Here is a 24,071-nt window from a genome sequence, read left to right on the forward strand (position 1 = left end):
GATGGAAAGGAAGAGATAAATTCAAATATTATATGGAGGCACAATCATGTACAGCTTTAAGAACGATTATAGCGAAGGCGCACATCCTAGAATTTTAAATGCATTAATAGAATCCAACCTCGTTCAAGATGATGGATATGGGGAAGATCAATTTTCTCGACAAGCGGTTGAACTGCTAAAAGAGAGAATGGGAGAGCCGGATGTTGATGTTCATCTCTTATCAGGCGGCACACAAACCAATTTGATTGCGATTTCAGCTTTCTTAAGACCGCATGAAGCGGCCATGGCGGCTAGTACCGGCCATATTCTTGGCCATGAAACAGGGGCAATCGAAGCGACGGGCCATAAAATCCTCTCGATTGAAGCCGAAAATGGTAAATTAACTCCATCAGATGTACAAGAGGTACTTGATGGTCATCCTGATGAGCATATGGTCAAGCCGAAATTAGTATACATATCAAATTCAACTGAAATAGGTTCCATATATACCCGAAATGAACTGGAGCAGTTAAGTGATTTTTGCAAAAAGAACCATCTTATATTGTATATGGATGGGGCACGACTTGGCTCAGCTCTCTGCTCGGAAGAGAATGATCTGCAGTTAAGCGATATCCCTAAACTGGTCGATGCATTCTATATCGGAGGAACAAAGAACGGGGCACTTCTTGGTGAGGCTCTAGTCATCTGCCGTGATTCATTAAAGGAAGATTTTCGGTACCACATGAAGCAGAAAGGGGCGCTGCTAGCAAAAGGGAGACTATTGGGCATTCAATTTCTTGAACTGTTCCGGGACAATTTGTTCTTTGAATTAGCCACTCATGCAAATAAGATGGCAGCAACACTTAGAGAAGGAATCAGCAAAGCAAATATTCCATTTCTAACCCATTCACCATCGAATCAAATCTTTCCGATATTACCTAATAAATTGATTACAGAATTAGAGAAAAACTATGGGTTTCATTTCTGGGAAAAGGTGGATGAGGAACACGCGGCCATTCGCCTTGTGACATCTTGGGCAACAAAAGATGAGGGGGTAGCAGCCTTTCTTGAGGATTTAAAGGGAATTATTGAGAAGATTAATAGGAAATCAAAATAACAAAATTGTGAAGTCAATAAGTTTTATAAAAAAAAATTAATCTTTTAAAAGTTCAATATGCTTGAATATTCTCTAAAAATTTGTTATTTTTAGAGAAATAAAAAAAGACGATGTGTAACTGGCGAAACACGGATTACCGTGAGGGAGCACATATAAGTCGTAGCCGTTCGCCTGGGCAGAGGTAAGGAAACAAATCCTTGCCTCTTTCTGTATATTAGGGGGGGATAGGACCGGCTGGAAAGACTGTTAAAAATTTCTTCATTCTAATAGAAACAGATCCTTATAGAAAAAGAGATATTGAAAACTATAACAGAAGAGTAGAGGAGAATATAAAATGAGCACAACTATCCTAGACAAAAAGCAAACAATTAAAACGTTAAATAATATTGCTGAGAGCGGGCTAAAGGTCTTCAATCAGGATACCTTCACGATTGATAATGACAGTGTTAATCCAGATGCTATTGTGGTTCGCAGTTTTAATATGCATGCCCTTGAATTGGGCAATGAATTAAAGGCAATTGCACGTGCCGGAGCGGGAGTCAATAATATTCCAGTCGATAAATGTACAGAGCAAGGGATTGTTGTGTTTAATACTCCTGGTGCAAATGCGAATGCGGTAAAAGAAATCGTTCTTACTTCATTAATGGCTTCATCACGTAACCTGTTTGACGGTATCGAGTGGACAAAGAATTTAGCTGGGGAAGGCGAACAAATTCCGAAACTTGTCGAAGCTGGTAAGAAGCAATTTGTTGGAAAAGAAATTAAAGGAAAAACACTAGGTGTGATTGGATTAGGTGCGATCGGTGCACTGGTTGCAAATGATGCTCTTGATTTAGACATGGATGTCATTGGCTTTGACCCGTTTATCTCTGTTGATACAGCTTGGAATTTGTCCCGTAATGTTCAGCGTGCAATGACCATTGAACAACTCTTTGCTAATTCTGATTATATCACTGTGCACGTTCCATTTACTGATGATACAAGAGGGATGTTTAACGAAGCAACTTTCAGCATCATGAAGCCTGGCGTTCATATTTTAAATTTCTCCCGTGGAGAGCTAGTGAATGAAAAGGATATGGCTGCTGCCTTAGAAAGCGGTCAGGTTGGTAAGTTTATTACAGATTTCCCGAATGAAAATGTATTGGGAATGAAAAATGTTATTCCGATTCCACATCTTGGTGCTTCTACCCAAGAATCAGAAGAAAACTGTGCCGTCATGGCAGCACGTCAAGTGAAGGATTTTCTAGAAACAGGAAATATCAAAAACTCTGTGAATTTTCCAAACGCATCACTTGATTATACAGGAAAGCGCCGTGTGGCAGCATTCCACAAAAACGTTCCAAACATGGTAGGCCAGTTGACACTAGCAATCTCAAGTTATAATCTAAACATCGCTGACATGATTAATAGAAGCCGCGGAGATTATGCTTATACGATGATCGATATTGATAATAAAGTAAATGGCGATGTCATTCCTGGTTTGTTAGAAAAAATCAATCAAATTGAAGGTATTGTCACAGCGCGTGTTATCTAAGCTTTTCTTTTGCCAAATTTAGTAAATAGATAACAAAAGGAAAAACTCAAGTCATGCCCAACTACTAAAGAATAGTAGAGGACATGGCTTTTTTTTCGATATTTTCTGTAATGGTAAGAGACTCTTTTTCTTATGGTAAAAAGGTTAGTCGAAATAAGCTTCAAACAAGGATTTGATCCGTAAGGCAAGTCTAATTTGCATCGTTGTTTCTGAATCCTTTAAGCTTTTTCCAAGGATCTCTTCACACTTTTCAATTCGATAGATGACCGTGTTACGATGAACAAACAACCGTTTGGCCGTTTCGGAAATTTGGCAGTGTGTTTCTAAATAGACAGACAACGTATCTAGCAGTGTTTGTTCATCTTCCACTTTTGTGTTTGCCAATCGACTTAGGGCAAATGTATAGAAATTCTTTAACTCATCTCTGGGGACCATTCGCAATAATTCCATGACATCCTTGGTATGATAGGTTTGGATATAGGCCGTTTTCCTTGAAAGCTGCCCCTGTGATAAGGCGTCTACCGCATCTTTGTAAGCATTTTTTACATCAAGAAACGAATGACTTAAATTACTCACCCCGAAGGATATCGTATTCCGGAAGTAAGTAGATACTTTTTCCTGAAGGGAAAGCAAAGTAGATTCACAGTAACTGCTGGACGTTGAGATGGTTTCTTGAATTTCAAACAAAAGAATACAAGTTTCACCTTTTGTGAAAAAGTGGATGTAGGGAGTGATAACAGAGACTTCGCCTTCGATAAAATCATAAATATCATCTGCTTTTTCAAGGCGCTCAGTATAGGTAGGGTGATGTTCGTCCCTGTCGATTTGACCCACTGCACAAATATACTTCTGGTCATTGGGTAATGAAAACTCCGCTGCTCGACCGATGATTTCCTCTTGAGAAGAAAACGTACCATCTGAAAAATGAAGAAAGAAATCATTTCGTATACTTTGTTCTTTCTGTCGTAGTGCATGTTCCTTCATAAGTGCAAACGAGATTACATTGGTAGCTTGTTCGATCGTTAATGAAATCAGATGATTGGTTTTCTCAATCTCCCCTATAATCATAAGAAATCCTTGTTTCTTTTCACTCATGTGTACAGGGAATAAAGTACAGGTCTGTTTAGTGGCTCGGACTGACATGGAAAAGGGTGAAGTCATCGAATAAGGAATCTTGAGACCATCCAGAATGAAGGGCAAGTCTAGGTTGGTCATAGGTTGATAAATCGGCTTAACATATTGATCCAATAATATAACAGGACGCTCGATCACTTGAGATAAATCTTGCAGTAAGAATTCAATCCCTTTTCCTTCCATAATGATCTTGGTAAATTGCTTGTGGATCTCTAATGCAAGCGTCAATTCAGCAGCCCGTTGATCAAGCATTGCCCGTAATGTATGATTGACAATTTCCCCAAGTGATAATTCTAATGGGAGTTCAATAATGGGGAAGGCCAGCTCGTTTGCCAGATTTATAGCTTCTAATGGTACTTTATCTAGAAAGCGTTTTGTCTTGATTCCTAGTCCAGCACACCCTTGATCGGCCATCGCTTGAACCAGCTCGGTTAGCTTAGAGGGCTGATCTTTGAAATGATAAGCAGTTGTGATAAGAAATTCATTCTCATGTAAGAATGGAATAATATCGGGTGCATCCATCATATTGACCGATTTCACTTCACGAGTAGTTCCAGATTCTCCGGCGATAACCGTCATTCCTGATAAATATGGGATTATTAAGACTTCATGTACTTTCATGGAAAACACTCCTTGTGAAAAAATCAAAACACTGAAAATATTTCATTTATTTTAGCATGCTTTAGTTAATTTGTATAAAAAAATACAATAATTTTTACGTTTCCTCTAATGTTGTTCATTTTTAATGATTGTAAAATAGGAATATAAGTATTTATGGTGAGGGGTGAAGTGAATGGACATTCAAGTAGACAACTTGGATAAAGGTCAGGTGGGAGCCATGATTGAATGGCTTGCTTCGATTGGAGAAACAGAAAACGGGGGAGTAACAAGACTTTTGTATTCTCCATCCTGGCTAGAGGCGCAGCTGGCATTAAAAAATATAATGGAACAATCGAAACTGCATACGTACTTTGACAGTGTCGGGAATTTATTTGGACGATTACCAGGGACTGATTTACACGGGAAGACAATCTTAACCGGCTCTCATGTTGATACGGTCATCGATGGCGGGAAATTCGATGGTGCTTATGGAATTCTTGCCAGTTTTATAGCGGTAAGGAGGCTCTTTCAAGCATATGGGTACCCTAAGAAAACGATCGAAGTGGTCTCTCTGAGTGAAGAAGAAGGGAGTCGTTTTCCCCTTACCTTTTGGGGATCAAGAAATATCTGTGGTACGTACACCCTTGACCGAGTAAAAGAGGTGAAAGACTCAGCAGGAATTCCATTTTTAGAAGCGATGAAAAAGGCAGGATTTGATCCTGAAAAGTATTCATCTCCCGTTCGTGATGATGTGGAACGGTTTGTTGAGGTTCATATTGAACAAGGGATGGTCCTTGAGAAAAATCAGAAACAAGTGGGAATCGTCACTCATATTGTCGGACAACGCCGTTATACCATTCAGATAAAGGGAGAAAGTAACCACGCAGGGACGACCCCGATGTCCTATCGGAAGGATGCGGTTACTACTGCTTCCCAGTTTATTTCTTTTTTAACGGAAAAAGCGAAAGCGATCGACCCGCAATTAGTGGCAACGGTGGGAAGATTACAGGTAAAACCGAATGTGCCGAATGTGGTCGCTGGTGAGGTAGAGTTTAGCCTGGATATTCGCCATCATCAGGAAGAGGTGATTGATCAATATTGCAATGAGATCTTCACGGAATTTAAACGATCTGCTGAAAGCTTACAAATCGAAGTGACGATTTCCCAATGGATGGATGTACAGCCAGTTAAGATGGACGGAGAGATGTGTGAGTGGACTCGCGAAATCGCAGAGCGGAAGAACTATCGTTATCAAGACATGATCTCGGGTGCAGGTCATGATGCACAAGTATTCGGTACGAAATGCGCCACATCTTTAATATTTGTCCCGAGTCAAAAGGGAATCAGCCATTCACCAAAAGAATTTACGAGTTTGGAAGATTTAGAAACAGGAATTGATCTATTAACTGAAGTTTTATATAAACTAGCATATTAGGGAGTGGATAGAGATGGCTTTTTCTGAGTTGCACACACCAATGAGAACGATAATGACCCCAGGGCCCGTGGAAGTTGACCCTCGAGTATTGCGTGCGATGAGCACACCTATTTTAGGGCAATTCGATCCAGCTTTTACTGACATTATGAACCAAGTTATGGAAATGCTACGCCAAGTTTTCCAAACAAAGAATCGCTGGGCTTTTCCCATCGATGGCACGTCCCGTTCCGGAAATGAAGCAATCCTTTGCAGCATCATCGAACCAGGAGACAGGGTGCTTGTGCCGATTTTTGGGAGATTCGGACATTTGTTAGTGGAAATCTGTGAAAGATATGGTGCAGAAGTGTATACAATGGAATGTCCGTGGGGAGAAGTATTTGATCCGCAAACAGTCATTGATGAAATGGAGCGGGTTGCGCCGAAAATACTAGCGATTGTTCATGGCGAGACATCAACTGGTCGAATGCAGCCCCTGAAAGAGATTGGGCAAGCATGCCGTGAACAGGACGTGTTACTCGTGGTGGATGCGGTCGCTTCCATCGGTGGTGTTGATGTCAAAACCGATGAATGGTGTATTGACGGTTTAATTGGCGGTACGCAAAAATGCTTATCCGTTCCATCTGGGATGGCACCAATTACCTTTAATGAACGAATTGAAACTATTCTTGCGGCCCGTAAAAAGGTCGAACGCGGGATCGCGACAGAGGAGGATTTTCGCTATTCGCGAAGCAGTCATCCGATAGCGAGCAACTATTTTGATTTAAGCATGCTCCAGGATTATTGGGGCCCAAGAAGACTCAACCATCATACCGAGGCCACTTCGATGATTTATGCTCTATACGAGGGGCTGCGTTTAGTGTTAGAGGAAGGGCTTGAGCAGCGATTTGAACGCCACAAGTATCACGAAACCGCGTTAGTCGCAGGGCTTGAGGCGATGGGATTGAACCTATTTGGCGATCCGGAACATAAACTGACATGCGTCACCTGTGTAGAAATTCCAAACGGGGTAGACGGTGAATCCGTTCGAAAAATGCTGCTTGATGCCTTTAGTATAGAAATAGCATCCTCCTTTGGACCACTCCACGGAAAAATCTGGAGAATTGGAACAATGGGGTATAGTTGCCGAAAGGAAAATGTATTGTCAGTTCTTGGTGGATTAGAAGCAGTGTTGATTCGTCATGGAGTAAATGTAAATCGTGGACAAGCATTACAGGCTGCACTTGATGTCTATGCTGTGGAGAAACGTGTGTTGGCGTTGAAGTAGAGTCGTCACTCCTGACACATTGCCAGATATAACCCGAACTCAGGACCGGGGGATTCATACTGCGGTGCACACGATTTGGCACAAAGTTATCTGTTTAGACCATTTCCAGGCCAACCGGGTCATCAGAAAGCTATTCCAAATGTGTATATGCTCGGTGCCGCAACCTGGCTTGGACACGGAGTGAATGGCGGATCGGGCTATATAGTTGACCAGAAGCTACTCTCGCAATAATTTTTATGAGAAAATGTTCCCGTTGAAATTAGGGGTTTATTTTATAAAAAAGGGAATAATGATATTTCTAACGAGGTCCGTTACTTATTACAAACATTAAAAATGCAAATTAAAATGAGTGTCCAATCGGATATGAATGTGACACTCATTTTTTATTGGCATAAAGAGATTTGTACGGAAATTGAATTTTATTTTGATATTTCTTAAAGTTTATAGCGTATAGTAGTAATTATCTGTTAGTAAGTCTTCTTCTTATGGAAAACAAGAAAAAAAGTGCCGGTATGTATAGGAAAACAAAGTAAAAACTTATTTCGTTTGTTAGATTTTCTAAGGTATCTACCATTGCACGATTCTTAATACAGATCGACACAATGTAAATGAATATCATAAGACAGGGTAAAGATAGTTTAGGTCTCATTTTATACATTTTTTTTAATAATCGTGTACATGACCAAATCGGAATGCAAACAGTAGGGAGGATCACTAAAAACCAAGTGAAAATGAAGATATACTCAAACCTTTCTATTAAGGGTAATTCAATGATTTTTGTCATCGAAATTGTTGGCCAAAGTGTCTCCTGTAACTGTCCCTGGCTATAGAACACTAATGTAACGAGTGTGATTACTACATATAAAAACGTCGAATATATAAGAGCGATATGAGCCCACTTTTTTGATTTTTCGGGATTCTTAATATAAGGAAGATAGACCACCAAAGTTTCAAAACCAACAAATACTAGGCTTGCTGATTTTGAAGACTTTAATATATCAATAAAAGAATGATTAAGTATTGGTATTAAGTTATCTAGGTGTGCATACTTGAGTGGAAAATAAAGAGTGAAAAATAAAATACTTGGCAGTACTACACCAAAAAATGCTAACCCGGTTAATATACGAAATCCTCCAGACACAAAGTAATAAATAATAAACCCAATAAATAAGCCCAGCTCCCAAGTACTTATCCATGGAAATATCCAAAGTTGGATAATTTCTATATAGGTTCTAAATACCACAACAGACAATAGAAGAAAATACAATACGAGACCAGTTGAAATTACTTTACCAAGAATTCTACCCAAACATAGGTCATGAATAGCTAAAATATCATAGGAGGGTAACAACATCTTATAAATCATCCATACTATAAGATGTGTGCTTAAACCCATAATAATTACAGATATCCATGCGTCTTGTTCCGTATATTGGGCGACAACCCTTTGAAAGTTCAGCATACCAATACCAGTTTGGGAAGCATGGATAAGGAAAAAAACATAAAAGGATGATACTAAATATTTTTCATCTATCTTCGTGACATTCACTTTCCTACCCCCGATTGTAGTAAATTAACATGTGCGTTAACTTTGAATTTAATGTCGGGATAAATCCTATAAAATTCTTTCTCGTTCCAATTTCGATCTCTTCCTCTAAATAAGTCTCCAAAACCAAAGGGATCTGTATTTTGGGACTGTAAGTTGATAATTAAATCTTTCGTTTTTTTGGAAACCCTTTTTTCTATTTGGTTCTGAATAGATTTCATTCTTTTGGGGTCACTCAGGTTAATATCTTCAGGTGCCTCTTTAATTAAGCAACTCAGTCTTAATGTAATATTAACTTTTGGTTGTTTAGATGTTTGATCACTTATAGTGAATTTTGATTTACCATTCACCGTTCGAATATCTAACATCCTTTTTTCACCGCTAACTGAATAGGGGAACTCAAAATTCCCATTTTTCTTTTTACTTTTTAATAATTTGAAGAATATCGAGTCCTTTTGGCTAACTTTCATTTTCATTTTATCCTGTTTAAAAATAGCTAATCCATCCAATTCAACTATCTTATTCTTGTTTATCTTAATAAAAGGTATATAGACATCTTGTCCGGTCCCATAATACTGATAAAAAACTGAATGGAGGTTTGTTGGAGGTGTATTGTTGTTTTCCTCATTCTGCTTTATTAGATTTGATAGATAGAATGGGGATTTATCAACTGATACAGACAAAATCTGATCAGCCTTATCTTTTGATATGACTAAATAAGTATTACTTCCAATAATAGGGTCTCTCTTAAGGGTAGTAATTAAATCTCCGATTCCTTTTTGAGCTAATCGTTCATTTATTACAATTATCCTTGTTTGACCAACCTCTATAGGAGAAGCGGCTTGGTTGTTAAAAGAAGTTAATATACCGGTATTAGTACTAGCAATACCATGTACAACATCAGGCCCCTTATGGCCTGGTACATCAAAACTTGGATAAGTTGCGCTTCCAATAATTTTTCCGTCTTCTAAATCAAATCCCATATTATCGATAACTATAATTTCATCTATAACCTTGTCGCGTGTACATCCTGTTGATGGGAATAACAAAAGTATAAACAGAAAGCACACACAAAAATTAGTTTTATTCATCGTCAAATTCATCCTTACCCTCGTTAACCTGATACCTATGTTTCTTTTTGGGGCGTAAGAAGCTAGGTCTTGTAGTTGTATATCGAAATGGAGATCTAATAAGGCCATCCCTGAAGTCAGTAATTCTAAAAGGGTATATTGGAGCTAAGTATGGTGTGCCAAATGATTTTAATCGCATTAAATGACCCAGCATCAATGTAAAACCAGCAATTATTCCGAATCCGCCCCAACCGGCTGCTAATAATACCAATGGAAATCTTAGTAGCCTAATCGTATTTGCCATTTTAAAAATGGGCGTGGTAAAAGAGGCTAAAGCTGAAAGTGCAACAATAATCAGAAGGACATTGCTTGACAATGCTGCTTCAACTGAAGCTTGTCCTATAACGATTCCACCAACAATCCCTAACGTTTGACCTACCTTAGTAGGTAATCTGGCCCCAGCCTCACGTAGTAATTCAATTGTTATTTCTAGAAATATCACCTCTAAAAAGGGAGGAAATGGTACATTCGCTCGAGACTCAATGATTGGACCGAGAAGATCCTTTGGAATAATAACGTAATGATGTGTGAGAACGGCGACATATATAGGTGTAGCAAAGATCGAAAAAAACACTCCAAAGAAACGGATGATTCGAAAAAAAGACCCCACAATCCAAGGTAAGTAGTAATCCTCTGGAGAGATAAAGAAATCAAAAATGGTGGAGGGACCTGTAACGACATAGGGAGAGCCATCACAGATAATAATCACTTGGCCTAAAAGTAAGGTATACGCCACCCTATCTACTCTTTCTGTGGATAAGAATAAAGGGAAAGGGGTATTCGAATGATCTGAGATTGTTTGGTCTATCAAGGCACTTTCGACAAAATCAAGATCCAGGTCACGTAGTCTTTGCCTAACAGTATTTACATGTTCTGAGTTTGTTATATCTTCTATATATCCAATAATAACCCGTGTGGTAGTCATGGAACCAAGTGTCAACTCTTCAAATATTAATTTTGAGCCTGAAAATTGGTGTCTTAATAATTTCATATTCGTTTCGAGATCTTCAATGAAGCCAATTTTTGGTCCCACAACACTAAATTCATTCTCTGTATCGTTGTCTTCTCTAAGCCCACGTTTACTGTTCTTAACATTAACAAGAGCAAAATTTGTTTTATCACTTTTTAACCGAATTAAAATGTGACCTTTGCGAATCTTTTCTCCCGCTTGTTCTGGGTTTTCGGAACATAGGTGAATTTCACTTATTGGTATATATTGAATTACATCTTTTAGGTTCTCAAAAGGTGAGTGCTCTTGTAGTGGTAGTAAAAGAAAATGTTTAAGTGTTTCTTCATCGATTAATGTGCTGAAAAAGAATAATTCAATATTAGGCTTATCTAAATGAAGTGTTTTGAAATCACTAGATTTTGATGCTTGTATCAAAAATTCATCTATATTTTTTATTGGTTTATTCTTATGATTTTGTTTTCTAAACAAATATAACCACTCCAAGAAAGCAATAATAATTTAGTTTTTCAGGGAAATAGAATATCATTCATAATTTCATTTTAATCGAACAGTCGTTTATTATTTTCTTAAAGCCTATATTTCATTTTAAAAAGCACTATGATTAAATTAATTTACCATTATGTTATCCTTTGTAAGTTTCTAAATTATATACTCGTTTTGATACTATCGAATGTTCGTTTATTATTTTTTCATGAGACATAAAGATGAAAATAAAAATGAAGCGATATGGGTTAGTAATACAGGTTGTCAAAATCATCTACTACAATTATTAATGCACATAAGAAAAAGGTACAATCCACTTCTATTTTAAAAGAGAAGTGGATTGTACCTTTTCTTATTTGTCTAACAATTTCGATAACCTCCCATAAAGAGGTTTTTCTCACTTTCGGTTGTTACTGGGATAACATTTTTTTGTAAGTTTTGATGATTCCAAAATGCATTCCTTCATGATACAAATTATAAGTGAGTAATTCCTTTGGACTATGCAAATCAAGTCCCTCTGACGTTGTAAGAACAGGTGTGCTTTCGTCCAAGCGGCCAGTCAATACCTCGCGAACTCGCTCATGCTGTTCCTTTAATAGGCTCTCGAGTTCCAGTAAAGTCGGCAATGGGACTGTCTTGTCAATATCGTCTAGTGGAGATCCTTTTGTAAAGCGCTCCAAAAACCCTTCCGGCAGATTCATAGGAAGCTTTAATTGTAAAAACGCTAATATTTCCGTAACAGTATAGATGTGTCCTAGTTGCCAACGGATATTATTGCGGAAATTTGCAGGAATTCGATCTGCTAACTCCTCCGTTACGCCCTCCATAGCTTTTAATGTTTGAGTTCTGTTGAATGCTAAGTAGTCAAATAGATTTTTTTCCATTTCAATTCCTCCTAAAAATTTTTATATGCTCAATTTGAAATTCAATTTAGTATTACAGAAATTAAACTTTAGCGGTATCAGTACAATTTTGTTTTTGATTGCGAATAGGGAAATCGTAAGCTCTCATTTTTTTATAGTTTGGTATAACTATGAGTTTTTGTATTTCATTACTTCATTAATCTTAATAGGGCTCGGTTACATAAAACCATTTACTTTATACTGCAACACTTAACTACATTCCCGCCCATTGAGTAAAATTTCCACCTCGGTTCATTCAAATTATTCTTCTATATTATGGTGATTATTTATTTTTAAAGGCTTTAAGGGCATTTATAAGATTAATCCAATACAGCTGTCATATGTTTTTTCGTTGCCGACCAATGTGAAGTATTCCAAATGGATTTTTGATTTTTGAAAAATATTATTTGTGGCGAGGAATGCTTGATGCCAAGATCTTCCTCAATCCGATTAGATATTGGACGCGATTCAATGACTTTCACCATGTAGTAATCAACATTACTATTTGGCTTATCTGCCAGGTATTCCTCATATTCTTCCATTGCACTCGCGCTTACTGGACAAGTTGTACTATATTTCAGAACCACCGCCGGTTTCTCATCAGAACGATTAAATACCTCTTCCCATTCTTTGAGTGTCGTTAATTCTTTCCAATTCAACATATAAATTCCTCCAGTATGATTAACTAGAATTAATACGATGGTTACAAAGCGAACTACAACATGTTATCTTATTTACTAGAATAGTCTGGTTCTTCATTACTACACTGAATGGACTGACATTTTTTATAAATGCCCATTGCAGATATCATTGTTCTAATGATTCCATGAATTTTTCACTATCAATCGCTGCCATGCTACCACTTCCTGCTGCAGTGATAGCCTGCCGGTAACGGCTGTCCTGTACATCGCCACATGCAAATACTCCTGGAATATTTGTCTCGGTTGTGCCGGGTTTAGTTAAGATATATCCATTATCATCCATATTAATTTGTCCAATAAGGAAACTTGTATTGGGACGATGACCAATTGCTACAAAAATCCCATTTGCTTGGATAACTTCTACGTTACCTGTTGAATTATTTAACACTTTCAATCCAGTTACACTACTTTCATCAATGACTACTTCAACTGGGGTCTTATCTAATGACCAACGGATTTTTTCGTTAGCACGAGCGCGATCCTGCATGATTTTTGAAGCTCTTAATTCTTTACGTCGGTGAATTAAGGTTACTTTGGATGCAAAACGCGTCAAAAAGTTTGCTTCTTCCAATGCAGAATCCCCACCTCCAATTACTATTATTTCTTTGTCTCTAAAGAAGAAACCATCACATGTTGCACAAGTGCTAATGCCTCGACCAATATTTTCCTTTTCATTTGGAATTCCTAAATATTTAGCGCTTGCTCCTGTTGAGATAATAAGGGTCTCACTTACAATTTCACCCTTACCCTCTAGTTGTAATTTAAATGGACGTTTCGACAAATCCACACTTTTCACCCAACCTGTATAAAATTCAGCTCCGAAGCGCTCTGCTTGTTTTCGCAAGTTGTCCATTAATTCAGTACCTGTGATTCCTTCAGGAAAACCCGGAAAGTTTTCAATTTCAGTCGTCGTTGTTAACTGTCCTCCTGGTTCTGGTCCTTCAATCACAAGGGGCCTCATATTGGCACGAGCTAAGTAGATGGCTGCAGTCAACCCAGCAGGGCCTGTACCAACGATAACTGATTTATACATTTTTATTCCTCCTATTATGAATTTCCATAAGCCTTGGATTTAATTATTAACAAGTTTTAATATTTTTTCTTTTAGTACATCCTTTTGATTTACTCCTACCATCGTATCGACCACCTTGCCATCTTTAAATAGTAGCAATGTCGGAATACTTCTTATGCCAAATTGTGAAGTTAATTCATGTTCTTCGTCTGCATTTACTTTTGCAATTGTCGCTTGATCTTTCATTTCTCCCTCTAATTCTTCTACTATAGGAAGTTGAACTTTACATGGTCCACACCACGGAGCCCAAAAATCAACCAATGTCACTCCTGATTGAACGTAGTTTTGAAAATTATCCTTTGTTAGTTCTATTGCACCCATAAATACTTCCTCCTTAAATATTAGATATGTTATTGATCTACTCAATCAATTGAATAATTGAAATTATATGAAGCATCTGTTTTTTTAAAATGAACTCTATTTCCAACCATTCTGAAATCATTAATTAATCCACTGCACAATATCCTTCATCTCTTTTCTTCCTCTAGGGAATTCAGGTTCATATGCTCGGTATCCAAATGCGACCATAGCCGAAACAGCTAAGTGACCATCCTCTAGTAAGCTTTCTTCCGCAAGGAGTTTCTCCACCTTATCGATATAAAATCCTTCTATTGGACAAGAGTCAATTCCTAGTAACGCCCCGACAGTCATCATATTGGCAAAGGGGAGAAAGGTTTGTCTTTTAGCCCAATCCAACGCTTTTTGCTCATTTTCAAACACATTTTGTTGACTTACTTGGAAATTTCTTATACCCTCTATCACTTGATCAGATATTTTATCTGGAACACCCATAACATTAAGCACTTGATTTTTTACATATTCTGAGTCGTACCTTGTATTCTCACTTGTTCTTGAAAGAATGATAACGAAATGGCTCGCAGTTGGCAGATGACCTTGTGCGCCTGGAGAAATTTCTTTTAGCTTTTCTCTGAATTCCTGATTTTGGACAACGAGGAATTTCCAAGGTTCAATGCCACATGAGCTTGGTGAAAGTCGGGCAGCTTCTAAGATTATATTAAAGTCTTCCTCTGAGATTTTTTTTGTTGGGTCAAACGTTTTAATAGCACGTCTAAAATTAAACGCATCAAGAATTTCTTGTCTTTTTATCACTCTATGTGTCATAAACAAACACTTCCTTCTTAGTTGTTTTAGATAAGCTAGCCAACATCTTTTGTTTAAACAATGGATGTTGTATACTCGATTCTAAAATAGAAGGTACTTATTCTCAATCATCAGTTTTGGTGTTTTATCGCCTAAACAACAAACAAATAAAATTGTTGTCTATTCATAGAAAAGTGAGGGATAAATATGGAAGAGATGAAAGTAGATCCACGTATTATACGGACAAGAAAATTGTTAATGGATGCCTTTATGAAAATAGCTCAAAAAAAGGAGTTCAAAGACATTACAATAAAGGACATTACGGAGGAAGCAACCGTAAATCGTGCAACTTTTTATTCTCATTTTCAAGATAAATACGACTTAATGGATGCGGCTATTACAGAAGAAATATTAGAAAGCATTGTGAAACACTTGAATCATTACGATAGGTTAAATGAAGAGACTATTGTAAATATCTTTTTTACATTAACTAAGTTTCTTACAAAAAAACGTACAGAATATAGCTCACAATGTAGAAGAAGTGTGGAATCCTTTTATTCAATAATTGAACAAAAAATAAAAAAAGAACTGGGAGAATTATTTTATTCCCTATTATTAAAACAACAACTTAACTTGGATTCGGAAGCCTTAAAAATTGGTACTACTGTGTTGAGTTGGGGAATTTACGGAGCTTCTGTGGATTGGGAAAATAATAGTTCTCTTTCAGCAGAACAATATATAAAAAAAGCATTACCTTTTATATTGACGGAAATAAATATTTTTAATGGATGATTACCATTTTTTTCACAATGTCCATTTATCTTACTAAGGGGTAATAAACTATCGGGTGTATTAACTGAATAGGCTTCAAAACAAATACAAGGAATAGCTTAGTCCATACGGAACTAGGCTATTAAATTTGACTAGACAAAAAGCACAGCAAATACGGTGCGAATTGATAAGCATTTTACTTTACATTTTTAACTATAAATACAAGTTTTGTGATAGGAAACGGAACACGTTAAGATGTTTCCTTCTTATTTTTTAAAGACATGTTGTCCAATAACCAATGTTGTTTTTCTTGTATCGAGCCAGCGACTGGTTGCGATAGCGGGATTATAGAAAAATAAAGCTCCTGGTGCCAGATGGCGTTGTTCAGATAAAGCTGCTTTTACAGCTTTAATAGATTCCTTGTCAGCTGGCTTGTTGATTTCACCGTTTTGAACAGGTTGAAATTGACCAGGGGCATAAATAACTTCTTTTAAGGTGTCAGGGAATTTCTTACTTTCTATTCTATTAAGTACCACACAAGCCACCGCAATTTTCCCTTTGTAAGGCTCCGTTTGTGCCTCCGCCCGAACTAACCTAGCGAGAAGGTCTATTTCATTGTTTGAAAGACGTATTTTGTCGGATTCTTTTTTGGGGGATTCAATAGAGGTATGCCGTTTTATAGCTGCTTTCTGACGAATAGAAAGCAAATTCAATTCATTTTTCTGTGGATTGGCAGCTATGTTCTCTTGTTGATTGATTTTATGTACTTTTAAACTATTAGACAGTGTGTCTCCTTGTTTAATCGGAAAAGCAAAAGCAGGGGAAGCAAATAAAAGTATTGTGAGTAATAGAAATACCATAGTAAGATTTTTCATTTTTCAAGTCCTCCTAGTTGGTTATCGATAAATCTATTACTATGAGTTGAAATACTAGATTAGTATTACAATTAAGAGAGTTTAGTTTTACAGTTTAGTTACATAGAAATGAGATTTTCTGTCTAATAACCTGCTGCTTACCGTATCCAGGATCAGAGGGTCCGCACCTATCGCTAGGGGGATCAGGTTAAGCACCCGAGTTGATAAATAGAAGGAAAAATTCCGCTTAGTTGGAAATTATTATTAAAAAAAGCTTAAAATAGACGGAGAGATTCCGCCTGTTGACTCAAAAAATACGAAAATAGGAGACTTTGGTTTACATAACCGGAAAATCTCCCCTTATTTACTCCGAAATGAGCTCTATTCTGCATTTAAGCGGAAAAATTCCGCTTAGTATTATTATTTTCCTTTTGCTGGTTACTCGATAAGATAAGACATCTTATTTATTGTGTTTTTTTGATTATTTTTTAACAATCTGGATTTCTTTGAATATAAATAAATGATTGCAATTTTATATAATATCGATGGAACTTTTTAGCCGATGGTTGAGGAGGGGAAACTTTGAAAATTGAGCACGAGTATACGTTCGGATTGCCAAAGAATATTGTTTGGAAGTATATAAAGGATGAAAACGTTCTAAGGAACGCCATCCCGGGGTGTAAGTCTATTATTGAAACCTCAAATGGTGTATACCAAGCGGAATTGGAGATAAAGATGGGTCCGATTCAAGATCTCTTTACTCTTAAGATTCGGCTCGAGGAAAAGAAGTCCGCTTCCTTGTACCGGCTGTATGTGAGGGGTACAGGTAATATCGGGGAAATCGCAGGTAAAGCCGATCTATTTATTAAAGATCTCGAGAGGACGGCTAAGCTGCACTGTAAAGCTGAGGCACAGGTAACCGGGGCAATTGCCTTAGCGGGCCAACGCTTTTTAGAGAGCGGAGCAAACAAGAATATGGAAACATTTTTTCAAAAAGTAGAAAAAGAAATAAAAAGAACTCTTTATTATTTGAAACGAAGGGGCAGGTGACTAGGGTAGACTAGTTACTTGCCTTTTTAATTGTAAAAAAGGATATATAAGGGCTTTTTTCATAATTTAATAGTAGGTCTTAAGGATTAAATAAAAAAGGATTTTAAATCCGTAAATCGAATTTATTAACAATTATCTTTTTGAGACAAAGATTGGCCGTTAATCTTAATGTTTAATAAAAATAATCACGAATAAACTGTATGAAGGGGAGTGATGACAGTGAGGTTTGGGAAAATGTTATTATTTCTTGTTTCTATTCTCATCATTTCGTTAGTAATCTTTGTTTATATCTCGTTTAATGGGACACCGTGGGGGAAGGCCAAGCAAAAAGAGGCAATGCTTGAATATTTATCTGACAAATACTCAGACGACTTTTCAATCGAAAAAATGAGATATAATCCGCTTGGTTCCGGCTACCATGCAAATGCCTTTTCAAATAAGCATCCGGATATGGCTTTTGATGTTTCTGTTTCTCAGTCAACTGAATCTGGTTATGCTGATTTGTTTCCGTCAGTATTATGGACTTCACCTGCTGTCGATCACATTAAACAATATATTTTAACGCTGTTCCCTGATTTAGACCCATCTCAATTCACAATTGACCGTCAGCTAGAGGAAGAAGTGGGTCCCCATATACCTACTTTGGAATCGCTTAATTATGACTCAGGTTATCAAAGTGTATTACGAATATATTTAAAGGATGATTGGTATCAAAAAACGACAGATGAACAAAAGTCCGAATAGGAAAATATCCAAAAAATAGCGGACTACCTCCAAACGAATCATTTCCCTGTAATGACGAAATTCTATTACGCGACCGAGAACGACAATTATAACAATCGAAAAGCTATTTACATTACAGAACAAGGAGAAATAGTTCAGCAGTAATTTCCTTATAGATGAAATAAATCTTATTTAACGAGCTGCTGTTTCTATGGAGGGGGCATAATTTTATTAGGAAGAGCAATGGGGTAGTTTCTTGGATTCATATCAATCTTGTTGAACAAACGGTGCGTTCGCTGCCAGAAGCAGGAGCGCTCTTTTCCTTGTAAAATATTTAATTTACTTTCTGTACTCTTTGTATAGTTGTATCTTTTAAGGTGATTCTGCATTTAGTTGACTTAATCAACTAATTTTCGTATACTATTATTAATGTGAAATATTCTGAATATTGAGGAGAAAATAGATGGAAAATAATCAATATGTAGAAAAAATTCGGAAATTCAATCGGTATTATGCAAATGTTCTAGGGAAAATTGACCAAGAAATCTATAATAAACCTTTTCCTTTAACAGAAGCACGTGTTATAACTGAAATCAATTTTAGAAATGGTTGTACTGCAACGGAAGTCAGAGAAAATCTGGGAATTGACCGTGGGCAAATGAGCAGAATCGTTCAAAAATTTGAGGAAGATAACATTATTTTTAAAAAGCAAGCATTAGATGATAAACGCCAATACCTGCTTTATCTGACTGACCATGGTAAAGAAATTTTTAATGACTTAGTTGAAAATGCAAATCGTGAAGTTGGAAAAATGATTCAAGAAATATCTAATCATGATTTGGCCAAGCTGATCAGTTCTATGGAAACCATAGAATCTATTTTTACTAAAGATTGTCCATCTCAATCAGGGGTAAACATTCGAACTTTTCAATCGGGAGATGTTGGTTTCATAGCACATCTTCATGGAACCTTATACGGAAATACTTATAAGTTCGGACCCGTGTTTGAATATTACGTGATGAAGGGCTTAACTGAATTTATGATTAATGCCGATGGGGGAGAATTGTGGATTGCTGAAGTAGATGGTAAAATGGCAGGTTCGATAGCGATTACTAAATCCAATGAAGATGTTGCCCAATTAAGATGGTTTATTTTGGATGAAAATTATCATGGAAAGGGTATAGGTAAGAAACTGATGGACACAGCTATCGATTTCTGCAAAAATCAAGGATACGAACATGTTTTCCTATGGACAGTAAGTATTTTAGAGACTGCTCGATGTCTATATCAAAAATATAATTTTAGAAAAACAGAGGAAAAACAAAATTATGAATGGACTGGAGCGAAATTAGTAGAAGAGCGATGGGACCTAGAACTAACAAAATGAAGTGCCTAATAAAGATTGTAAGAGTAACTATTGAAAGGACCTAAAAGAACCTGAGACTTTTTTTTGTCTCAGGTTTTCTCGGGTTAAGAAATGGATCTTATTAATTTTGCATACCTCCTGCTCACGGGAAGTTATTGAACCGTATGAATTTAAGAAACAATTTCAAAAATTGTACCTTGGTTAAAGTCGGTCACTTTCATAGAGCCATAAACCCCTAGATAAAGTTTGGTTTGATTCAGATTCGTTCCCAAACCAACAAAATAAGCAGATTGAGACCCAAAATTATAATCGGTTTCGATCACGCTATAATCATTTAGTTTACCATCCGTTCTGACCCTGGAATAAGCTAAAACACCTCTAACCGCCGATTGAGATTCTTCTTTCCGGGCAAGATCGGTAAACACAACGCTTCCTGTTAATTCAGGGATGCCATTCCCCATAAAGGCTTGCACCCCTGTAAGAGCAGTTCCTCCAAACTTATCGGGCCTTTGATCTTTATGATAATAACTAGTTAGAGGCTGAATACGCTTCACTGAAGTGGTTACGGCTTCATTGAAATAAGCGATGGTTTTCTCATCCAAAGCCGGATTTCCGGAGCAATCTCTTTTAATAGAAGTAGGAAAAGCACCTTCCCAGCCTCTCCAGCCAAAATTAATAAATCCTTCTTGGTCAAGTTCAGTTTTCAGTAAAAAAGATTGAACAAGCTGAGTAACGGGTATTGGTTTATAGGGAACGAATGAAAAAATCGACTCTACTAAATCTTGTCCGACATTTCCCACATACTTGATATATTGATTATTTAACCTTTGAAATGAAATCCCTGGTATATTGCGTACTCCTTTAGCCAATAACGTTAGCGTTTCATAAATAGATGGGGGAAGTTCATTAAAACGTGTGACAACTGGTGGGTTAGTGATAAATGTATTCTTATCTACGTCAATTTCAATAATTTTACCAGCTATTTCCATATTGTCCTGACTTAAATTAAAGGGATCATAGCCTGATCCACCATCTCCAGTTGTTAATATAAGTTTCCCTGTTTCAGGGGAAAAGTTTAAGCTATTGAACCCATTATGATTTAAAAATGGTCTTCTTATGTTGAGTAATGTCCGTCGTTTTTGAGGTTGACCATTCGATGGTAGAATCCATTCTTCCACCGTATCAATATGATCATAATGGTTTTCTCTATTTATCCATTTCAAGTTTAAAGTTTTGGGATCACAAGGATCAGGGGTAAAACCTCCCGAAAGGGCACCGGGACCTTGTGAACCGGCTGCTGAATAATGAAGATAAAAAAGTCCGTTACGATAAAATTCAGGATGAAACGCCAGCCCCAATAATCCACGTTCATCATATCCGCCGCCAGAACTGCCTAGTTTTATGATCTGTGGGCGAATGTCTAAAAATGTCCTTATCACTCCATTTCCTATGTAAAAGATTTCTCCAACCTGGGTTGCAATGAATAATCGTTCAATAGAGTCACCTGGAAGGACAGTTGTTTTCAAAACTGTGGGTAAATTTAACTTACTAACAATGGGCAGTAAACGAACCTTGACTTTTTTCAATCAACTTTACACCCCTTCGTATGGTTTTCTTATAAGAATATGATTAAAATTGTTCTATTAGTCTCAAATAAGTGCCAGGGAAACTAACAAGGCATCACACATATATTTCTGGAATAAGATATGAATCTATGGAGGACGAAATGCCGTTCAAGAATTAAAAAATGAAGTGAATTTTTAATTTTGTAGGATCTTAGTGGATCGTCACCAAGTCACGCCCATATATAGTATAGACGGGCTCCAATTTCCTCTTAGAGTGTATTATATAGTGTAAGGTAATTCTTACTCTTTATACATTCGAAAGGAAGTGAAAAAAATGAACAATGCCTTTCCGATTAGTAATGCCTTACCGATTACTAATGCCCTACCCCAACCTACATTGCCTTACTCCTATGGAGCTCCTGTTTATGCAGGTTGTTTTCCTGCACGTAGGTGCGATGATTTTATACTCATTGTAGTGTTGTTTATTTTATTAATCATTGTTGGTGCAGTTTGTTTCTGTTAAAAGATGTATACAAATATTAATGCTCAGAGTTTATACACCCTGAGCATTTATTTATGATGATTATTGTGTTAATTCGCTTGTTAATCATTATGTGATGAATATAATGATGATAACTTAAAATTCATATTTTTATGAACCTTGATGATCTAAGCTGTTCTTTTGTTCTTGATCACCATCTGCTTGAAATCCACTTCCATAAGAATAATAGAAATCATAATAAGCATTCCTCCAACAACTAACTGAACTGTAAATGATTCAAATCCAAACACTACTGAAAAAATACTTCCAAAAACCCCTTCAAGCATCATAATTAATCCAGCAGAAGTTGCGGAAGTATGCTTTTGAGCTAAAACCTGAACAGTTTGACCAACAAACGAACATATAATTCCCATATATAACAATGGCACTAATGCAACAGACCAATTGATATGAGTAAGCTGGTTATCCTCAACGAACAAGAAAAAAATCAATCCTCCTATGGCTTGTACAGCCGCAAGCATAAAAGCTACAATGCTGACATCAGTTGCTCTTGCTCCGTAGCCGAGATAAACAATAGATGCTGCATAAAAAAACGCACAAATAAAAGAATACACGTCACCGATATTTATGTTTAGTTCTTTATTTAATATTCCAGTTAATATGGTCATTCCAATTAAACATAAGGCGATGGAAAGAAAGCTTTTTCCTGGGAGTTTCTTTTGATAAATAGCCCAGGCAAAGAAAGGTATAATTACTACATATATTGCCGAAATAAAGGCGTTATTGGATGGAGTCGTATACTGAACACCAATAGTCTGTGTTATAAATCCGCCAAAATTAAGCAATCCGGCAATTAGCCCAATTTTAAAGTCCGTAATGGTCATTTTAAATATCTTTTTATAAAAAAACATAAGGATCAAAGCAACAAAGAGAAAGCCTCTGAAAAAATTTATGAGTCCGGCAGACGCATTTGCATCTAGAGCTATTTTCGTTACAACAAACCCTGAACCCCAAAATGCAGAGGCTATCAATAGTAGCACGTTTGCCATTGATTTAGTCATTTTCATATGTAAATTCTCCTTTTCTATAAAAAAATATCCCGCCTCTTCATGAAAAGAGACGGGAACGATCTACTCTTATACAGTTTTCATTGATAATTCAACGATAATTAGTAACGGAATTAATTTTCCGACACACCCCAAATCGAATTCCGAGTATGGGGGTTATTAAGAAGCATTGTTCATTGTTGATAAATTTACCTTTCGACGTTCCCAAACAATTCTTCTTTATACATTTTTGATTCATTATTAATTTACTAAAATATCTAAAAGTAATCAACCCATAGTTTTAAAAAAGAGATTGTGAAGGATCGCACTTCTGTGGCATGGTATGTAATTGCAAGTTCTTTCACTTAAATTGCGTCAGAAAAGAAAAAAGCGTCAATTAGACGCTTTCTAGGTAAGAGGTATTGTAAATGTTATAGTTAAAGGATTACTTTATATTATGATAGCTTGTTTCAAAAGGTCATGGACAAACATTGAGTTTATTAAAATATTTGTTCGACATTGACTAAAATTGTATACGAATGAACTGTAATAATCGAGTATGAATATTTAAGTCATAACCTGTTTATAAAAGCTGATAAAATAAACCAAATTTGGTATCATACCATAACAGTTTGCCATGTTTACGTTTTGGGATACGTGTTTGGAAACTCCATTCAGGATACTGTTTAATAATCTGAACTTGATCACCCGTAGCAACAGCAATAAATGATATATAATGATTTTTTGTCATAGGATGGTCGCTTGAAATAAACCATTCATGATCAACTTCTGTAATTAATAGTTTTTCTTCGACTGTTGCTTTCTTCGCTTCTAATCGTTCTATCTTTCTCCCACAGCAAGATATGCTGATATCTCCAGTTGCTAACACAATATTATTACATGACGGACAAACAAAATAATTCGACTTTTTCATATTTCCCCCTACAAATTGATTCGACGATAATTCACCATCTAAAATATTTTCTATATTTACTCCCAATAGGGTAGATAAGCTTGGTAATAGCGTTACATCTGGGCAGCCATACCCACGCTCCCATTTTGAAATCGTTCGATCAGAAATGTTCATTTGATCAGCTAATTGTTTCTGTGTTAGTCCTTTTTCCTTTCGCAAATGATAAATTAACTCTCCAACTTTACTATTATCCATCATTGTCTCCTCCTGCTCTATTTTCATCTTAGAGGTTTATTCGTTTGTCAACAACAAA

Annotated in this window: 22 protein-coding genes and 1 riboswitch; of the genes, 9 read left to right on the forward strand and 13 right to left on the reverse strand. The window is 36.6% G+C overall.

Translation table 11 applies throughout. The annotated features are described in order from the left end of the window. Positions 1 to 46: 46 nt before the first annotated feature. A complete protein-coding gene (locus AC4QJR_RS11780) occupies positions 47 to 1,096 on the forward strand; it encodes a threonine aldolase family protein (RefSeq protein ID WP_496526283.1) in 1,050 nt (349 codons plus the stop codon). Between the two features lie 104 nt (positions 1,097 to 1,200). Then, positions 1,201 to 1,280: riboswitch (ZMP/ZTP riboswitch) on the forward strand. A gap of 150 nt (positions 1,281 to 1,430) precedes the next feature. Beyond that, a complete protein-coding gene (locus tag AC4QJR_RS11785) occupies positions 1,431 to 2,630 on the forward strand; it encodes a phosphoglycerate dehydrogenase (RefSeq protein ID WP_098575426.1) in 1,200 nt (399 codons plus the stop codon). A 144-nt stretch (positions 2,631 to 2,774) separates the two neighbouring features. Here the strand turns inward: AC4QJR_RS11785 and AC4QJR_RS11790 are convergent, their stop codons facing one another. Next, positions 2,775 to 4,385, reverse strand: a complete 1,611-nt coding sequence (locus tag AC4QJR_RS11790; RefSeq protein WP_496526284.1) for a PucR family transcriptional regulator — start codon at positions 4,383 to 4,385, stop codon at positions 2,775 to 2,777. A 172-nt stretch (positions 4,386 to 4,557) separates the two neighbouring features. On the opposite strand from AC4QJR_RS11790, the gene allC reads away from it, so the two are divergent. Both allC and AC4QJR_RS11800 read left to right on the forward strand, forming a co-directional pair. Next, positions 4,558 to 5,799 (forward strand): allantoate deiminase, encoded by a 1,242-nt coding sequence (gene allC, locus AC4QJR_RS11795; protein WP_496526285.1) that lies wholly within the window; start codon positions 4,558 to 4,560, stop codon positions 5,797 to 5,799. Positions 5,800 to 5,812: 13 nt separating this feature from the next. Then, the gene (locus AC4QJR_RS11800) at positions 5,813 to 7,063 is read left to right on the forward strand and encodes a pyridoxal-phosphate-dependent aminotransferase family protein (RefSeq protein ID WP_496526286.1); all 1,251 of its coding nucleotides are present in this window, start codon (positions 5,813 to 5,815) and stop codon (positions 7,061 to 7,063) included. A gap of 460 nt (positions 7,064 to 7,523) precedes the next feature. On the opposite strand, the gene AC4QJR_RS11805 is transcribed toward AC4QJR_RS11800, so the two are convergent. The 8 genes from AC4QJR_RS11805 to AC4QJR_RS11840 all read right to left on the reverse strand — a co-directional run bounded on the left by AC4QJR_RS11805 (position 7,524) and on the right by AC4QJR_RS11840 (position 14,989). Continuing rightward, positions 7,524 to 8,612 carry a GerAB/ArcD/ProY family transporter gene (locus AC4QJR_RS11805; protein WP_496526287.1) on the reverse strand — a complete coding sequence of 363 codons (1,089 nt, stop codon included), beginning with the start codon at positions 8,610 to 8,612 and terminating at the stop codon, positions 7,524 to 7,526. Then, the gene (locus tag AC4QJR_RS11810; RefSeq protein ID WP_496526288.1) at positions 8,609 to 9,700 is read right to left on the reverse strand and encodes a Ger(x)C family spore germination protein; all 1,092 of its coding nucleotides are present in this window, start codon (positions 9,698 to 9,700) and stop codon (positions 8,609 to 8,611) included. Before AC4QJR_RS11810 ends, AC4QJR_RS11805 begins: the two co-directional genes overlap by 4 nt. After that, positions 9,693 to 11,177, reverse strand: coding sequence for a spore germination protein (locus AC4QJR_RS11815; protein WP_496526289.1), 1,485 nt, complete (start codon positions 11,175 to 11,177; stop codon positions 9,693 to 9,695). Before AC4QJR_RS11815 ends, AC4QJR_RS11810 begins: the two co-directional genes overlap by 8 nt. Positions 11,178 to 11,602: 425 nt before the next feature. Further along, positions 11,603 to 12,076 (reverse strand): DinB family protein, encoded by a 474-nt coding sequence (locus AC4QJR_RS11820; protein ID WP_496526290.1) that lies wholly within the window; start codon positions 12,074 to 12,076, stop codon positions 11,603 to 11,605. Between the two features lie 338 nt (positions 12,077 to 12,414). Then, complete coding sequence (ytxJ, locus tag AC4QJR_RS11825; protein ID WP_496526291.1) at positions 12,415 to 12,756, reverse strand: bacillithiol system redox-active protein YtxJ; 342 nt, start codon at positions 12,754 to 12,756, stop codon at positions 12,415 to 12,417. 145 nt (positions 12,757 to 12,901) lie between these two features. Next, the gene (trxB, locus tag AC4QJR_RS11830; protein ID WP_496526292.1) at positions 12,902 to 13,828 is read right to left on the reverse strand and encodes a thioredoxin-disulfide reductase; all 927 of its coding nucleotides are present in this window, start codon (positions 13,826 to 13,828) and stop codon (positions 12,902 to 12,904) included. A gap of 39 nt (positions 13,829 to 13,867) precedes the next feature. After that, positions 13,868 to 14,188 carry a thioredoxin gene (trxA, locus tag AC4QJR_RS11835; RefSeq protein WP_496526293.1) on the reverse strand — a complete coding sequence of 107 codons (321 nt, stop codon included), beginning with the start codon at positions 14,186 to 14,188 and terminating at the stop codon, positions 13,868 to 13,870. Positions 14,189 to 14,308: 120 nt separating this feature from the next. Next, positions 14,309 to 14,989, reverse strand: coding sequence for an NAD(P)H-dependent oxidoreductase (locus AC4QJR_RS11840; RefSeq protein WP_496526294.1), 681 nt, complete (start codon positions 14,987 to 14,989; stop codon positions 14,309 to 14,311). A 186-nt stretch (positions 14,990 to 15,175) separates the two neighbouring features. Between AC4QJR_RS11840 and AC4QJR_RS11845 the strand changes: the two genes are divergently transcribed. After that, entirely contained in the window at positions 15,176 to 15,760 is a 585-nt protein-coding gene (locus tag AC4QJR_RS11845; RefSeq protein ID WP_496526295.1) for a TetR/AcrR family transcriptional regulator, read from the forward strand. Positions 15,761 to 16,005: 245 nt separating this feature from the next. Here AC4QJR_RS11845 and AC4QJR_RS11850 read toward each other — a convergent pair whose 3' ends face one another. Continuing rightward, the gene (locus tag AC4QJR_RS11850) at positions 16,006 to 16,614 is read right to left on the reverse strand and encodes a cell wall hydrolase (protein ID WP_496526296.1); all 609 of its coding nucleotides are present in this window, start codon (positions 16,612 to 16,614) and stop codon (positions 16,006 to 16,008) included. A 561-nt stretch (positions 16,615 to 17,175) separates the two neighbouring features. On the opposite strand from AC4QJR_RS11850, the gene AC4QJR_RS11855 reads away from it, so the two are divergent. The 3 genes from AC4QJR_RS11855 to AC4QJR_RS11865 all read left to right on the forward strand — a co-directional run bounded on the left by AC4QJR_RS11855 (position 17,176) and on the right by AC4QJR_RS11865 (position 19,753). Continuing rightward, entirely contained in the window at positions 17,176 to 17,643 is a 468-nt protein-coding gene (locus tag AC4QJR_RS11855; protein WP_496526297.1) for an SRPBCC family protein, read from the forward strand. A gap of 219 nt (positions 17,644 to 17,862) precedes the next feature. Next, on the forward strand, positions 17,863 to 18,387 hold the full coding sequence (locus AC4QJR_RS11860; protein ID WP_496526298.1) for a YfjL-like protein: 525 nt from the start codon (positions 17,863 to 17,865) through the stop codon (positions 18,385 to 18,387). Between the two features lie 442 nt (positions 18,388 to 18,829). Then, on the forward strand, positions 18,830 to 19,753 hold the full coding sequence (locus tag AC4QJR_RS11865) for a bifunctional helix-turn-helix transcriptional regulator/GNAT family N-acetyltransferase (protein WP_496526299.1): 924 nt from the start codon (positions 18,830 to 18,832) through the stop codon (positions 19,751 to 19,753). A gap of 149 nt (positions 19,754 to 19,902) precedes the next feature. Here AC4QJR_RS11865 and AC4QJR_RS11870 read toward each other — a convergent pair whose 3' ends face one another. Beyond that, positions 19,903 to 21,318, reverse strand: coding sequence for a PQQ-dependent sugar dehydrogenase (locus AC4QJR_RS11870; protein WP_496526300.1), 1,416 nt, complete (start codon positions 21,316 to 21,318; stop codon positions 19,903 to 19,905). A gap of 376 nt (positions 21,319 to 21,694) precedes the next feature. Here AC4QJR_RS11870 and AC4QJR_RS11875 point away from each other — a divergent pair, with 376 nt between their 5' ends. Further along, positions 21,695 to 21,820 carry a YjcZ family sporulation protein gene (locus tag AC4QJR_RS11875; protein ID WP_496526665.1) on the forward strand — a complete coding sequence of 42 codons (126 nt, stop codon included), beginning with the start codon at positions 21,695 to 21,697 and terminating at the stop codon, positions 21,818 to 21,820. Between the two features lie 146 nt (positions 21,821 to 21,966). Here the strand turns inward: AC4QJR_RS11875 and AC4QJR_RS11880 are convergent, their stop codons facing one another. Both AC4QJR_RS11880 and AC4QJR_RS11885 read right to left on the reverse strand, forming a co-directional pair. Further along, the gene (locus tag AC4QJR_RS11880) at positions 21,967 to 22,866 is read right to left on the reverse strand and encodes a DMT family transporter (protein ID WP_496526301.1); all 900 of its coding nucleotides are present in this window, start codon (positions 22,864 to 22,866) and stop codon (positions 21,967 to 21,969) included. A gap of 562 nt (positions 22,867 to 23,428) precedes the next feature. Then, positions 23,429 to 24,016: a helix-turn-helix domain-containing protein gene (locus AC4QJR_RS11885; protein WP_496526302.1), complete on the reverse strand. Its 588-nt coding sequence runs from the start codon at positions 24,014 to 24,016 to the stop codon at positions 23,429 to 23,431. Positions 24,017 to 24,071: the final 55 nt, after the last annotated feature.

This window comes from Neobacillus sp. BP17, assembly GCF_059579525.1.